Annotated in this window: 12 protein-coding genes; 9 read left to right on the forward strand and 3 right to left on the reverse strand. The window is 63.8% G+C overall.

Annotated elements, in window-relative coordinates; all coding sequences use genetic code 11:
- Positions 1 to 139: 139 nt before the first annotated feature.
- From NFR41_RS00735 to NFR41_RS00765, 7 genes are all read left to right on the forward strand, one after another.
- Complete coding sequence (locus NFR41_RS00735) at positions 140 to 1,288, forward strand: serine/threonine protein kinase (protein WP_160213311.1); 1,149 nt, start codon at positions 140 to 142, stop codon at positions 1,286 to 1,288.
- A gap of 367 nt (positions 1,289 to 1,655) precedes the next feature.
- The gene (locus tag NFR41_RS00740; RefSeq protein WP_251230292.1) at positions 1,656 to 3,011 is read left to right on the forward strand and encodes an MFS transporter; all 1,356 of its coding nucleotides are present in this window, start codon (positions 1,656 to 1,658) and stop codon (positions 3,009 to 3,011) included.
- A 76-nt stretch (positions 3,012 to 3,087) separates the two neighbouring features.
- Positions 3,088 to 3,708 (forward strand): TetR/AcrR family transcriptional regulator, encoded by a 621-nt coding sequence (locus NFR41_RS00745; protein ID WP_251230293.1) that lies wholly within the window; start codon positions 3,088 to 3,090, stop codon positions 3,706 to 3,708.
- A 374-nt stretch (positions 3,709 to 4,082) separates the two neighbouring features.
- Positions 4,083 to 4,973: an ABC transporter ATP-binding protein gene (locus NFR41_RS00750; protein WP_251230381.1), complete on the forward strand. Its 891-nt coding sequence runs from the start codon at positions 4,083 to 4,085 to the stop codon at positions 4,971 to 4,973.
- An 18-nt stretch (positions 4,974 to 4,991) separates the two neighbouring features.
- Positions 4,992 to 6,260: an ABC transporter permease gene (locus tag NFR41_RS00755; RefSeq protein WP_251230294.1), complete on the forward strand. Its 1,269-nt coding sequence runs from the start codon at positions 4,992 to 4,994 to the stop codon at positions 6,258 to 6,260.
- Entirely contained in the window at positions 6,247 to 7,596 is a 1,350-nt protein-coding gene (locus tag NFR41_RS00760; protein WP_251230295.1) for an ABC transporter permease, read from the forward strand. Before NFR41_RS00755 ends, NFR41_RS00760 begins: the two co-directional genes overlap by 14 nt.
- Positions 7,597 to 7,615: 19 nt before the next feature.
- The gene (locus NFR41_RS00765) at positions 7,616 to 8,500 is read left to right on the forward strand and encodes a helix-turn-helix transcriptional regulator (protein ID WP_251230296.1); all 885 of its coding nucleotides are present in this window, start codon (positions 7,616 to 7,618) and stop codon (positions 8,498 to 8,500) included.
- Positions 8,501 to 8,535: 35 nt separating this feature from the next.
- Here the strand turns inward: NFR41_RS00765 and nth are convergent, their stop codons facing one another.
- Complete coding sequence (nth, locus tag NFR41_RS00770) at positions 8,536 to 9,201, reverse strand: endonuclease III (RefSeq protein WP_251230297.1); 666 nt, start codon at positions 9,199 to 9,201, stop codon at positions 8,536 to 8,538.
- A 720-nt stretch (positions 9,202 to 9,921) separates the two neighbouring features.
- Between nth and NFR41_RS00775 the strand changes: the two genes are divergently transcribed.
- On the forward strand, positions 9,922 to 10,611 hold the full coding sequence (locus tag NFR41_RS00775; RefSeq protein WP_160213317.1) for a hypothetical protein: 690 nt from the start codon (positions 9,922 to 9,924) through the stop codon (positions 10,609 to 10,611).
- Here the strand turns inward: NFR41_RS00775 and NFR41_RS00780 are convergent.
- Positions 10,561 to 11,811: a DUF3810 domain-containing protein gene (locus NFR41_RS00780; protein ID WP_160213318.1), complete on the reverse strand. Its 1,251-nt coding sequence runs from the start codon at positions 11,809 to 11,811 to the stop codon at positions 10,561 to 10,563. The two genes, NFR41_RS00775 and NFR41_RS00780, sit on opposite strands and share 51 nt — an antisense overlap.
- 255 nt (positions 11,812 to 12,066) lie before the next feature.
- Here NFR41_RS00780 and NFR41_RS00785 point away from each other — a divergent pair, with 255 nt between their 5' ends.
- Positions 12,067 to 12,468, forward strand: a complete 402-nt coding sequence (locus NFR41_RS00785) for a hypothetical protein (protein WP_160213319.1) — start codon at positions 12,067 to 12,069, stop codon at positions 12,466 to 12,468.
- An 86-nt stretch (positions 12,469 to 12,554) separates the two neighbouring features.
- Here the strand turns inward: NFR41_RS00785 and NFR41_RS00790 are convergent, their stop codons facing one another.
- Positions 12,555 to 13,709, reverse strand: a complete 1,155-nt coding sequence (locus NFR41_RS00790) for a PucR family transcriptional regulator (RefSeq protein ID WP_251230298.1) — start codon at positions 13,707 to 13,709, stop codon at positions 12,555 to 12,557.
- Positions 13,710 to 13,781: the final 72 nt, after the last annotated feature.

Below are 13,781 nucleotides of genomic sequence, written 5' to 3' on the forward strand. Positions count from 1 at the left end.
GCTGATTCGGCGCAGGGGGGTTTCGGCTGCGCGGGGTTGCTGTATTATTGTGCAAGCGCCATAACCCGTGCCGGTGGGCTATCTGCGGGCGCGGGCGTTTCGATAGGCAGCGTCGGGCTGCCGGTGGAAAGGAGATAGCATGGCGAAGATCGTTAACTCATGGAACGACTGGGATCCGCTGAAGCGCGTTATCGTCGGCCGTTGCGACAACTCGGTGATTCCTCCCGAGGAGCCCGCGACCTCCGAGAAGGTGCCGATCGACTCCGAGATGCGCGGCATGTGGGGCCTGCGTCCCCTCAACACCGTGGAGCGCGGCAACGAATGCCTGGAGAACCTGGTGCGCGAGCTGGAGGACCGCGACATCATCGTCGACCGTCCCACGCCGCTGCAGTGGAACCAGGCCATCGGCACGCCGGACTTCCGCAACGACTCCATGATGACCTGCATGCCTCCGCGCGACATCCTGCTGACCGTGGGCCCCGAGATCATGGCCGCCGCCAACTCCTTCCGCTGCCGCTACTTCGAGTACCTGGCCTACTGGCCGCTCATGATGGAGTACTTCGAGGAGGACCCGGAGTTCCTGTGGACCCAGGCGCCTCGTCCCCGTCTGACGGACAAGTCCTACAAGCACAACTACTACGACGAGAAGATTACCCTGGAAGAGCGCCTGGTGCGTACGGCCAACAAGGACTTCGTGACCACCGAGGTGGAGCCCATGTGGGACGCCGCCGACGTCATGCGTATGGGCAAGGACTTCTTCATCCAGCACGGTCTTACCACTAACCGCACGGCCATGGACTGGTTCCAGCGCTACTATCCCGACATTCGCATCCATGCGATGAACTTCCCGGGCGACCCGTACCCCATCCACATCGATGCCACCTTCGTGCCGCTGCGTCCGGGTCTGATCATCAACAACCCGCATCGTCATCCGGCCGAGGGTCAGCTGGACATCTTCACCGCTAACGACTGGCAGGTAGTCGACGCCGCTCAGCCCGCCCATGACGAGCCGCCGGCGCTGTGCTACTCCAGCGTGTGGCTGTCCATGAACTGCCTGGTCCTGGATCCGAAGACCGTCATCGTCGAGGCCTCCGAGGTGTACCAGCAGCAGCAGATGGACGAGCTGGGCATGAACGTCATCCCGGTCGACCTGCGCGACGCCTATCCCTTCGGCGGCGGCCTGCACTGCTCCACCGCCGACGTGTACCGCGAAGGCGACTGCCTGGACTACTTCCCCAACCGCGTTCCGGACTGCACCCTGGTGCGTCCCGAGATGTGGGAGGACTAGTTCGCACAGGGCTTCGTTTGGAGCTGACGGACGCAAGGGAGCTGCCTGCGGGCGGCTCCCTTTTTTTGATGGCGGCGAAAGCTATTTTTGTGCAGTTGCACCAGTTCACAGGCTTGCTTAAGTTTTGATGAGTTGCAAATTTTGTTCACTGTTCGTTGCTGTTTCGTGGTGAAGTTACGCTATAGTGAAGAAGCTCCGCACGCTTCCGACGCCGAGGGGAGCGGCATCGTGCGCAGGAATTGCGGCCTTCGGGCGTAGCGCAATTCCTTGACGGGAAACCCGGACCGCAGCGCACGATGCGCATTGGAGCCAAGGTGACGGCCGATTCGGCATTTCGGGGCAGCCGCGACCCATGTAGGGGAGTTGTATGAGTACGAGCAAGTCATGCGCATCCACCACCTCGACCTTCGATCTGTGCAGCGAGGAGGAGAAGCACCGTATTCTGAAGAAGGTGACGTTCTCGTCGTTTCTGGGGAACTTCATCGAATGGTTCGATTACGCCAGCTATTCGTATCTGGCCACCGTCATCGCGCTGGTGTTCTTTCCGGACACCGATCGCACCGTGGCCGTGATGTCCACCTTCGCGGTGTTCGCGCTGTCGTTTCTGGTGCGTCCTATCGGCGCCATCTTCTGGGGCAACATGGGCGATAAGAAGGGCCGCAAGTGGGCGCTGTCCATTTCTATCCTGCTCATGAGCGGTGCGACGTTCCTTATCGGCTGCCTGCCGGGCTACGCTGTGCTGGGCATTGGCGCGCCGCTTCTGCTGCTGTTGCTGCGCATGGTGCAGAGCTTCTCGGCGGCGGGCGAGTACGCCGGCGCTGCCACCTTCATCGCCGAGTACGCGCCGAAGAACCACCGCGGCTTCTACTGTTCCATGGTGCCGGCTTCCACGGCCGCCGGCCTGCTGGTGGGTTCGCTTCTGGCCACGTTCATGTTCAACGTGTGGGGCGCCGATTCGGCCTTCGTGGTCGATTGGGGCTGGCGCATTCCCTTCCTGTTGGCGCTGCCGCTGGGCTACATCACCCACTACATCCGCACGCACCTGGAGGATTCGCCGGTCTACGAGCAGATGCAGAATCGCCTGAAGGCCGCCGGCCGCGAGGTGGAGCATCCCATTCGCACCCTGTTCAAGAAGCATTTCCGCGTGCTCATCATATCGTTTGGCGCCTGCGTGCTGAACGCCGTGGGCTTCTACGCGGTGCTCACCTTCCTGCCGAACTACCTTGAGACCACGCTGAACTACCCGGCCGGCGACGCCTCCACCATCACCACCATCGTGCTGGTGGTCTACATCGCCTTCATCTTCCTGTCGGGCCGTATCTCCGACCGCTTCGGGCGCAAGAAGATGCTCATCGGCGCCTGCGTGGGCTTCATCGTGTTCACCATCCCGGCGTTTGTGCTGCTGGGCACTATGAACTTCTGGGTTATCCTGCTGGTGGAGCTGGTCATGTGCCTGATCCTCACCATCAACGACGGCACGCTGGCAAGCTATCTGACCGAGACGTTCCCCACCGACGTGCGCTACTCCGGCTTCGCGCTGTCGTTCAACCTGGCCAACGCCATCTTCGGCGGCTCGGCGTCGTTCATCTCGCTGTGGCTGATCGACATCACCGGCAACGACATCGCGCCGGCCTTCTACATGGTGGTCATCGCGGCGGTCGCGCTGGTGGCCATGATCGCCTCGCACGAGCATTCCAACAAGGACCTGGCCGACGTGAAGTAGCGGACGGCGCCTGATGGTAGAATAGCCCCGCAGGCCTTCGGGTCTGCGGGGTTCTTTTTCGAAGGGGGAGTTGGGTATGACAGAGGCGGCATTGAATCCGAAGACGCCGAAAGCCCAGGCCACGCGCGCGTCGCTGGTGATGGCAGCTGCCGAGCTCTTGCGTGAGGAGGGTCCTGCGGCCGTGACGTACCGCGGCGTTTCCAAGCGCGCCGGAGCCGCTTCTTCCTCGGTTGGCTACTACTTCGATTCGGTGAACCAGCTGTTGGGGGAGGCGGGCCGTTTCAACATCCAGCTGTGGAGCGAGCGTGCCGAGCTGGTGGCTGCCCAGGCCCAGGAGCTGGACGAAGGCGAATGCCGCGAGCGGGCGACCATGCTGCTGATTGCCGCATGCCTGCCGGACGACGAGGCCATGCTGCCCGCCCACTACGCCCAGCTCATTGCCGCGTCGGACGCGCCTGCGGTGACCGACGCCTACCAGACCGGCCATGGCGAGCTCCACGATGCCGTGGCAGCCATCCTGAAGCGGGCGGGCCTTGCGGGCTTTCCGCCGTCGCTGGTGAGCATGCTGGTGGACGGTGCGGCCGTGGCGGCGCTTTCCGAAGGTCGCAACGTGCACGAAACCGCCGAAGCGGTGCTGGGTCAGGCTATCGATTTGTACGAGAGGTCGCAGGCGCGCGTAGGCTGCGGTTGCAGCTGAGACCGCGGCTGCGGCTGGGAGAGCGGCCGACGGGCGCAGTGCACGAGGAGGGGGTTCTGCAGGATTTCGTGCGGAACCTGCCCCTTGTGCGCTCTCGGCGCGGGTGTGGGGGCGGCGAAGCGGCGAATCGAAGAGGGACGGAAGAGGGGCTGAAGAGCGAATCGAAGAGCGAATCGAAGAGGGATTCAAAGAGGGATTCAAAGAGGGATTGAAGAGGCGGAATCCTAGAACGTGACAATTGTCACTTCCTTCTTTTGGCTGGTTGGGACACACTTCTGCTGACGGCGGTCCAAGCAAAGGGCGTTGGATAGAGGCAGGAGTGCATCGTGAGCGACATCGTATTCGTCGACAACTTAGTGAAGCGCTACGGCAGCATGCTGGCGCCCGACCATCTGGGTATGACCGTGCGCGGCGGCGAGATCTTCGGGCTTTTGGGCCCTAACGGCAGCGGCAAGACCACCGCCATCAACTGCATCCTGCAGCTGCTTACCTACGACAAGGGCACCATAGAGCTATTCGGCGAACCTATGACGCCTACTCGCTACGACCTGAAGCGGCGCATCGGCGTGGTTCCCCAGAACGTGGCTGTGTTCGACGAGCTGACCGTGCGCCAGAACGTGGACTACTTCTGCGGGCTGTACGTGCCCGAGCGCGCCCGTCGCAAGGAGCTGGTGGCCGAGGCGCTGGAGTTCGTGGGGCTGGAGGACTACGAGCGGGCTCTGCCGAAGAAGCTTTCGGGCGGCCTGCAGCGGCGCCTCAACATTGCCTGCGGCATCGCCCACAAGCCGCAGCTGGCGTTCTTCGACGAGCCCACGGTGGCGGTGGACCCGCAAAGCCGCGCTTCCATCCTGGAAGGCATCAAGCGCATGAACCGCGCAGGCATGACCGTGGTCTATACCAGCCACTACATGGAGGAAGTCGAGGAGATCTGCTCGCGCATCATGATCATGGACCACGGCAAGACTTTGGCCATCGGCACGAACGATGAGCTGAAGGCCCAGGTGAAAGTGGGTGAGCGAATCCGCATCGACCTGGGCGCCGTGTCCGGTGGTCTGCTTGCGGACGTGCGAACGCTGGCCTCGGTGCGAAGCGCCCAGGTCGACGAGGGCGCGCTGGTGGTGGTGTGCGAGAACGGGTCGCACAACGTAGCCGACGTGCTGGGGGTGCTGCGGCGCCATCGGGCGGTGCCAGGCCGCATATGGGCCGAACCGCCCACCTTAAACGACGTGTTCCTGGAAATAACCGGCCGCGAGCTGCGCGATTAACGAAACGGGGTGCATGGCATGCTGGTGACGTTTCGCGCGGTGTTCGTATCGCTGATGCGCAACCCGGGGCTTTTGGTGTGGGCTGTGGGCCTGCCGTTGGCCCTTTCCACTATGTTTATCTTCATGTTCGACTCCCTGGAGCGCAATGATGCTATGGGCGAGCTGCCCGTGGTAGTGGCGCTCGGCGAGGGCGCGGGGGGTACGGCGGAAGACGGATTCGGCGGACTTGCCGCCGGCTGGAGCGACGCTGGTAGTTTTGCGGGCTCCGTCGACGACGAGGGGGCTTTTCTGCGGTTCGTCGAAGCGGTGAGCGCGGACGGCGATCCTGACGGCGACGGCCTTCTCTCGGTGACCTATGCAAGCAGCGCCGAGGAAGCGCAGCGGCTGGTGGCCGATTCCCAGGGAGGCGACGATGCGTTCGTGGGGTATATTGCCTTCGAGGGCGGACAGCCGAGGGCGTATTTGTACCCGACGACGGAAACGGTGGCCGACCTGGCGAAGCAATCAATCGTGGTGCTGCTGCTGGACCAGTATGTCAGCCGTGCGAGCCTGGTCCGGGGCATCGTGCAGTCCGATCCGATGCTGCTTGCCGACGGACGGCTGATCGCGGCGATGACCGACCCCTTCGAGGCCACGGAGCGCATCAGTGTTACGCAGAACCCCCTGAGCGAGAAGGTGCGCTACTATTTCGCGCTTTTAGGGTTTGCGGCTCTCAGCTGCGCGACCATGGGGTTGACGGCCGTCTTGGGACTGCGGGGATGCAGCGGGCCGCTGGGTGCGCGGCGGGCGGTGGGCGGCGTGTCCCATAGCCGCGCGCTGCTGGGAACGCTGCTGGCCAGCTGGGCGGCATCGTTTTTGTGCCTGCTGGCGGTGTTTCTGTTCATGAGCCTGACCGTGGACTTCGGCGACCGGGTGCTGGGGTGCTTGGCGGTGCTTCTGGTGGCGTCGCTTACGGCGGTGTCGCTGGGGTGCGCGGTGGCGGTTATCCCCAAGCTGCCCGACAGTACGCGGGCGGGGATCATCACCGCCGTCACCTGCATGGCGGCGCTGTTTACCGGGCTGTACGGGCAGCCCACCATGGAGCTTGCCGACCGCATAGCCCGGGCGGTTCCCGCAAGCACGCTGGTCAATCCCGCAGCCCAGATAGCGGAGGCGTTCTATGGGCTGCTGTACTACGATAGCTTTGCGCCCACCCTCGGGCATTTGGCAATCCTGCTTGCCATGTGCGCCGTCCTGTTCGCCCTTTCCGCCCGCGCCCTGAGGAGGCAGCGCTATGCAAGTCTTTAAGCTGTGCCTGTGCAAGATTGCGCGCAACCCCTTGTTCTTTATCGTCTACGTGGTGGGGCTCAGCTTCATGGGGCTAGCCATGGCGGCGGGCCTCACCTTGTCGCAGTCGATGGAGGATTTCGAACGGCAGTCGACCCAGTTCGCGGTGATCGACCGGGACGACAGCGAGCTGTCCCGAGGCGTGGTGGCGTATCTGGAAACCCAGGGCCAGCGACAGCCGGTGGAGGATTCGGGGACCGGGCTGCAAGATGCGGTAGCCAAGGGTGGTGTCGAGTACATCCTTATCATCCCGGAAGGCTATGGCCGGGCATTCGCCGAAGCGGTGGAGGCAGGGGTGGCGCCGGAGCCTTTGGAGTCGGTGTACAGCTTCGACGCGGCAACAGGCGTGCTTGTTGACCAGCGAGTTAATAACTACATAAATATTGTTTTCGACCTGGCGACCGCGGAGAGCGCGGCAGGTTCGGCGGGGGAGGCCGAGGCGATTGGCAGTCATGCGGGCGCTGTTGCTGGCGGAGGCACTGCTGCCGGCTTGGATGTTGGTGAGAGTGCAGGCGAAAGCGAACGTTTGCGTGCGGGAGCGGATGATGCCAGCGTAGAAAGCGCGGGCTTGTGGGAGCTTCTGGCAAGTGAGGCTCTGGAGATGGCGGACGCGAAGGTGCAGGCCAGCTACATGGATGCCGCTGCGCACAGCGACGGGGCGCAGTTTCTCTTCTACCTTGAGTGGAGCATGTACGGTCTGTTCGCTGGTGTGGTGGCGTCGGTGTGTGGTCTGAACGGCTCCCTTTCGCAAACCGACCTACGGCGCCGAAACGCCGTGGCGCCTCTTACTCAGACCTCCTACAACGTGCAGGTGGCTCTGGCGTGCCTGGTCATAGGCCTGGTGGCGTGGGCGTGGGACTTCGGGGTGGGCTGTGTGGTCTTCCGCGAATCGGCGTCGGCCCTCTCTGCCCCCGCGCTTATGGGCCTAGCGAACGCGCTGTTCGCCTTCATGCTGCTGGCGCTTTCTGTGGGGTTTCTGCTTAGCAAGGTGCGCTGCGGCATCGCTGCGGCCAATGCGGCGGGCAACATCGGCGGCCTGGTGCTGTCGTTCATGGGCGGCGTGTGGGTGCCCTTGTCGGTGATGAGCGCCGAGATGGTGGCCATCGCCCACTTCCTGCCGGGCTACTGGTACACGGTTGCATGCGAGAAGGCGGCGGCGATTCCGGCGGGGCTGTCTGCGCAGGAGCTGCTTGTCCAGCTGGGGCCGGTGGCCTGGAGCTTGGGCGTGCTGCTGTTGTTCGCGCTGGCGTTTTTCCTGGTTGCCCTTGTGGTGGGCAAGGCGAGGACCAGGGACTGAGGCTGCAAGGCCGGCTTGCTTGGCGCTCGCAGGGTCGCTCTCGGGTATACTGCACGGTATGAACAGGGTGATAGACGGCATAGCGGCGTTGCTTGCGAGCGCGTTCCTTGCGTTGGGGAGCGCGGGCCAAGCGTACTCAGAGAAGCAGGACGCCCTGGCGCTGCTGGTGGCGGGGCTGCTGGTGGCCACGGTGCTGCTCTGCGCGGCGTTTCTTGCGAAAGGACCGCGTGCGGCAACGGCGATTGCGCTGCTGTCAGTTGCGCTTGCGGCATTTGCCCCCGGGTCGGCTTGCTTTCTTCCGGTGGCGGCATATCTGGGCATGATGCAGATGGTGTGGCCGGTGCGCGTGCTGTGGGTGCTGGCGTGGCTGTGGATTGTTGCGCATGGGGCGCCGCCGCTGGTGGTCGCGGGGTCGCTGGCCTTCGGCGCGCTCGTTTCCGCCTTCGCCGTGCGCACGGTTCGCACCGAGGCGCTGCTGAGCGGCTTGCAGAGCGCTCGGGACGACGTGAGCGAGCGGCTGCTCGAGCTGCGAGCCGAGCGGGCTGCGGCACCGGCTGGGGGAGGCGAGCTGCATGGCGGCGCTGATGCCTCATCTGCTGGTCTGCAAGGTTTCGCTGCTGACGGTTGCGCCGGTCGCCTCGGAGGCGCTGTCTTCCGGCCAAGTGCCGCAGCCGCCTTTGATGCGCCGCAACTTGCGGATGATCAGGTGTTTCGCCAGGGGATTTCCCGCCTGACCGAGCGGGAGCTCTCCATCGCCCGGCTGGTCGCCGAAGGGTGCACGAACCGCCAGATCGCCGGGCGCCTGTTTCTTTCTGAAGGCACCGTGCGCAACCACGTAAGCAGCATCCTGCAGAAAACCTGCGCCGGGAACCGAACCCAGCTAGCGCTGCTGTTCCGCCCCTAGGAGCGATTGTTTCGCCGTGGGCTGCAGCTGGGAGTCTAGGCGGGCGAGAAGCTGGGGCACAGGCCCTTCTGGCCTACGGGGCATTCGGCGCATTTCGGGTTTCTGGCCTGGCAGTACTCGCGTCCGAAATGCACCCATTGGTGGTTGATGAACAGCCATTGGTCCCGAGGGTACACGGCCAGCAGCGCTGCTTCGGTCTTCGCAGGGGTGTCGGCCGAGGGGCCGGCCAACTTCAGCCGATGGGCGATGCGGTACACGTGGGTGTCCACGGCGATGCCCTGGGGGTCGCGGAAGGCCTCGCACATCACGCAGTTCGCCGTCTTGCGGCCCACCCCCGGCAGCGTCTGCAGCGCATCCACGTCCTGCGGCACCACGCCGCCGAAGTCCAGGCAGAGCTTCTGGGCCAGCGCGATCAGGTTCTTCGCCTTCGCGCGGAAGAAGCCGAGCGTGCGGATGACGGCCTCCACGTCCTCCAGCTTGGCGCCGGCTAAGGCCTGCGGGGTGGGGTAGGCGTCGAAGAGCGTGGGGGTGACCTTGTTCACGGCCGCGTCGGTGCACTGGGCCGAAAGGACCACGGCGCAGGTGAGCGTGAAGGGGTCGCGGTAGTCCAGCGAGCAGGCGCCCTCGCCGTAAAGCTCGTACATCACCTGCTCGATCTCGGCGGCGCGCTGGATTTTGGCGGCTTTGCTCTCCCTGGGCATGATGCTCCTTTGCTGGTGGTGCTTGGTCGGCATGGCGGCTGACGGCATGAGGTTCTGCTAGGCCGTCGTCGCGGAGGCGGGCGGGGGCTTCGCTTGTCCTCGCTCGCCTGTTTCTGGCGGCTTGTACTCCTTCGCTGCTGCGGAATCGCTCAGGCCCCGCCCGCCTCCGCGACGACGGCGTGCACTGGGCATTCCCGCATCTTCCGGCCGCTGCGGAATCGCTCGGCCCCCGTCTGCTTCCGCGACGACGGCGTGCGCTGCTTCTTTCGCATCTTCCAACTGCCGCGAAACGTTTTGGCCCCGCCCGTTCTCGCGGCGGTGCATACTGGGCATTATCCCACAAGCGGGGATGGGATGATTGCGTTACCGTGCCATGGTTTCGAATGGTGCAACAAGTTGCTGCGCCATTCGGAAGGTCTTCAGACCGAACTTGTAAGGAATGCTTACAAGTTGCAGCCGAACGCTTGGGTCCCGTTCGCGCTCGGCGATGGATTCTGACCTTCGATATTAGCCCCCAGCTTCACTCGCTCCCCGACAAATCGGCATTTGTTGGAGGCGGGTGGCGAAGCCGGTCCAAATCGTTTTCGCTTTCTGCGGCTGTCCCTTGAAAACGTTGCTTTCGGTATGCAATAATCTTATGTACCGAAGAGGCGGTGTAGCCTTGTAGGTGTCAGAACGGCGAGGTACGTACCTCGCCACTTCTTTTATCTGGAGGTAGCCGTGGCAAAACGCTTGAACCTCCATATTGACGAGACGGGGAGCCAGGATCTGTCAGAAGGGCTGTATCTGATTACGGTTCTGCTCCATGACCACGCTGATGATGTTGTCATTCCTATTAAGGAATACGAGAGACGTCTGGCGAGCGCAAATCTAGAGGATGTCCCCTTTCATGGGAAGGATCTTCTTCACGGGAATGAGGGGTATCGCGCCATGTCAGTTGGCGATAGGAAGCGTCTGCTGGCCCAGTTTTCTCGTTTCGTGCGCACCTTGCCGGTCGAGTATTTCGTGCTGCGCTATAGTGTTGCTGATACTCACAACAGAGAAGAGCTCGAGGCGAGAATAAGGCGTGACCTGGTATCTCTCGCGTACGACCATCTAGCCTTCTTTCAGCGATATGACATCATTTCCGTTTATTACGACAACGGGCAAGGGGCGGTGAGCGTCGCTTTGCGCGGAGCGCTTGACTTCGTGCTCGCCAGGAACGTTACTGACTATCGGACTGCTGATCACGATGTGCGCAGGCTCTTGCAGGTTGCGGACTACATCTGCACGGTCGAGCGTGCTTCGATTGCGTACGATGCTGGCAGTCAGTCAGGGACGCAAGAGCGGTTCTTTGGCAACCGGCGTAGCTTTACCCAATCATTCCTGAAGCAGCTCGTCCGAAAGCGATTCGCCTCGCGCCTCGGCTAGCAGCAGGTCGACCATGCGGCCGTAGCTGCGGGTGCCGTCGGTTTGGTTGTTGGCTTGCAGGTAGGCGTTGTTGGCGGCGTTGGACATCTGCGCCACGGGGCCTTCGAACTGGGCCAGGAAGCGCGATCTCTCCTGGCGGTCGGCCTTCACGGCGTCGCTCAAGGTGGCGCTGATGGCCGCGGCCTTCTCGGGATCGACCTTGCGCAGGGCGCTTATGGCGTAGTCGTAGGCCAGGGAGTAGCCGCTGTAGCGCATGAGGGCATCGTCGGCGTTTGTGCAGGCCAGATAGGCGATGAAGTTGGCCTCGTCCTCGCGCATGAAACCGGCCTGGTGGGCCAGCTCGTGGGCCATGGTGGCCGGCAGCGGGAAGAAGGGGCCGCTGGTGTTGATGTTGGATTCCACGGTGAAGGGGAAGTAGATGCCGGCGATGTCCGCGTAGCTCATGAGGGTGCTGGCAAGCACGGGCTTCGGCGGCGAGAAGAGCGGGCGGTCGAAGGCGGGGTAGCGGCTGGCCAGGGCGCTTACGGCCCCAACCGCGCCATCGGCATAGGCCGCGAACCCGCCGTGGGCGGCCGCGTACTCGTCCAAGGTGGCAACGCCTTCCGCGGCCATGGCTTCTTCCAGCTGGGATCGGGCCTGCGTCATGTCCGCGGCCAAGCCCTCGCACAGCTGCGTCAGCTCCTCGGTGGACGACTCGCGGATTTCCAGGCCCGACTGCTCGGCGAAGGTGTGGCGGTAGTAGTTCGCGCCGCATAGCATCACGAAGGCGAAGTACAGGACGCTTGCGATGCCCAGCAGCCCGGCTACCGCTTTCACCAGGGCATGGCCTTTCGCCCTCGGGCGGGCGCGCAGAATCGAGCGGACGGAAAGCGCCAGGTAAACCGTTACTCCCAGCATTACTGCCACCACGAACCACTCGGCCACGGAGAAGGGAAGCAGCGAGGGAAGGAACGCCACGGCGCTGGAGAGGGCCGGGTAGACGCCGCGGCTGAACACCGTTTCGGTCCAATCGGGGTTGTGCCGGGCGAACTCCGTCAGGGCGAATCCCGCCACCGCAAAGCCCAGCAAAAGCCAGCGCCAGGTGAGCAGCGCACGCCAACCCGAGCGGCTGGCCCCTTCGGGCTTCGGGTTCGTGCGGCGCGCTCCATCCGGTGCGGGGCCTGGCGTGGGCTTCTGCGATCTGTCTTTCTGCAACGTCATGCCCGCATTGTAGCTCGCCTGCTTGCGCAACAAAGCATCGCCCCTGTTCTTTCAGCCAAACTGCAGCCGTTCGGTTGGGTCGCCGCCGCTTCGCCTTGCAAGGTTTCAAAGCCGAAAGGTAAAGGTTACGGCATCGGTAGGTACGGGTTAGCACCCCGTAATCTTGGCGCCTTACACTGGGAACCAGTGGAAAAAAGGAGAGGTAAAGCCGTGCAAGCAAGGGGCGAAGCGGCATAGAGCGAATGGAGGCAGGCTATGGTTACGAAGCGTACGAACCCGTCGAGGCAGCCCCACAAGCGAACCTACCATGTATATCGCACCGAGAGCCTGGAGCCTTCGCCGGTGCTTCCCGTAATGTCTGCGCCCAATCGGTTGGTGCCGGTGCGCGTTCCCGGCTACGTGTCGATGGCGCCGGTGGATCTTTCCGAATCCGACCGCGAGTTCACGATGCCTATGCCGCTGCGCATCATGATGGTGGTGCTGGCTGCGGTGGTGTTCGCCTTCGCGGTGAACCTGACCTCGCTTGCCGGCGAGCCTTTGGAGGCGGCGGCGGACAACCCGGTGGTTGCCAAGCGCACGGCGGAGCAGGTGGAAGCCGGCTACACGTACGGCCCGGTCACACAGCTGTACTCCGTCGTCGATACGTTGGCGGCGTAGGGCGTGCGGACTGCAGCCCTGCGCAGGCGTAGCAGCGGCGGCGAGCATGTTGGCGGCAAGCGGGCGCTGCGCCTGCGGTCGTCGCGTCAGTCCTGTGCGAGCACCATGAAAGACAGCAGTTCCGCCACCTGCCGGTCGGTGGCCTCGGGCATCCCCAGCACGTCTTTGATCCGCCCCAGTCGGTAGCGCACGGTGTTGGGGTGTTGGAACAGCACCTCGGCCGTGGCGCGCACGTCGCCATGAGCGCGGGCGAAGGCCTTGGCGGTGGGCAACAGCAGCGTGCTGTGGGACTCGTCGTACTCCTGCAGCAGGGCGGCCACCAGCGACGCGGTGCGCGAGAACATGCGGTCGGTGCGGGCGGCGGCACGGAAGGCGTCATAACGCAGCGACGTGAAGCGAACCGTAGATTCCTGACGGGCACAGGCGGTTTGCAGCGCGGCAAGGGCCTGGCGGATGGCTAGGTCGCCCTCGCCGAGAGGCAGCTCCTGGGATAGGCCACAACACATGGGGCCGGCCTGCACCACGTACTTCGCCAAGTTCGCTTCGGAGATGGTGATGACCGATTGCGGCGGGCGCTTGAAGGCGACGAACCCCAAGATCATATCGTCGTAGATGCAGACGAACGCACCGCCCACCTCTTCGAAGCGGGCTGCGTAGTCGTCGAGGGTTTGGCGGACGCTGCCCCAGAGGGCCCGCAGCAGCGCCAGGTCGCGCATAGGCGGACGAATGGCAAGGCATTGCAGCGTGGCGCCGTTGAGACCGGAGATCTGGTAGATGAGCGAACCCACCTGGCGCTCGTCGGAAGGGGCGAGCAGCTGGTCGATGAGCTGGCTGCGGCCCGAATCGGCGGCGTCCGAGTCGATGAGCGCCATGGCCGAGGCCAGGATGCGTTCCATGTAGCGTCCGTCGTAGAAGAAGACAGGCACGCCGCGCCGCGTGCTGGCTTGTCGCACCGTATCGGGCAGGTCCTTGATGGCGTAGGGCTTGATGGCAAGGGCCGCCACATCCCGCTCGATGAGCGCCAGCATGGCCTCTTCGGCCAGCTCCGGATGGATTTGGGCGAACCCAAGCGAGGTGAAGATGAACTCGCCGGGGACGAACATGTCGTAGTCGTGGAAGAACGGCTCGCCTTCCAGGGTACCGCAGTTGATGACGGGGCGGTCGAGGTAGCGCTCGCACGGGGCGGCTAGGCGCACGTTGTCGAAGACCGGCAGCTCTAGGACGTTGCGGACGGTGATCATGGCGACTCCTCTTCGGCGACGGCTGGGGTGTTGCACTTGCTCCTATATGATTGGATTATTGTCCAGTATACA

The sequence above is a fragment of the Adlercreutzia aquisgranensis genome (assembly GCF_943193145.1).
In the GTDB taxonomy this organism is placed as follows: Bacteria; Actinomycetota; Coriobacteriia; order Coriobacteriales; family Eggerthellaceae; genus Xiamenia; species Xiamenia aquisgranensis.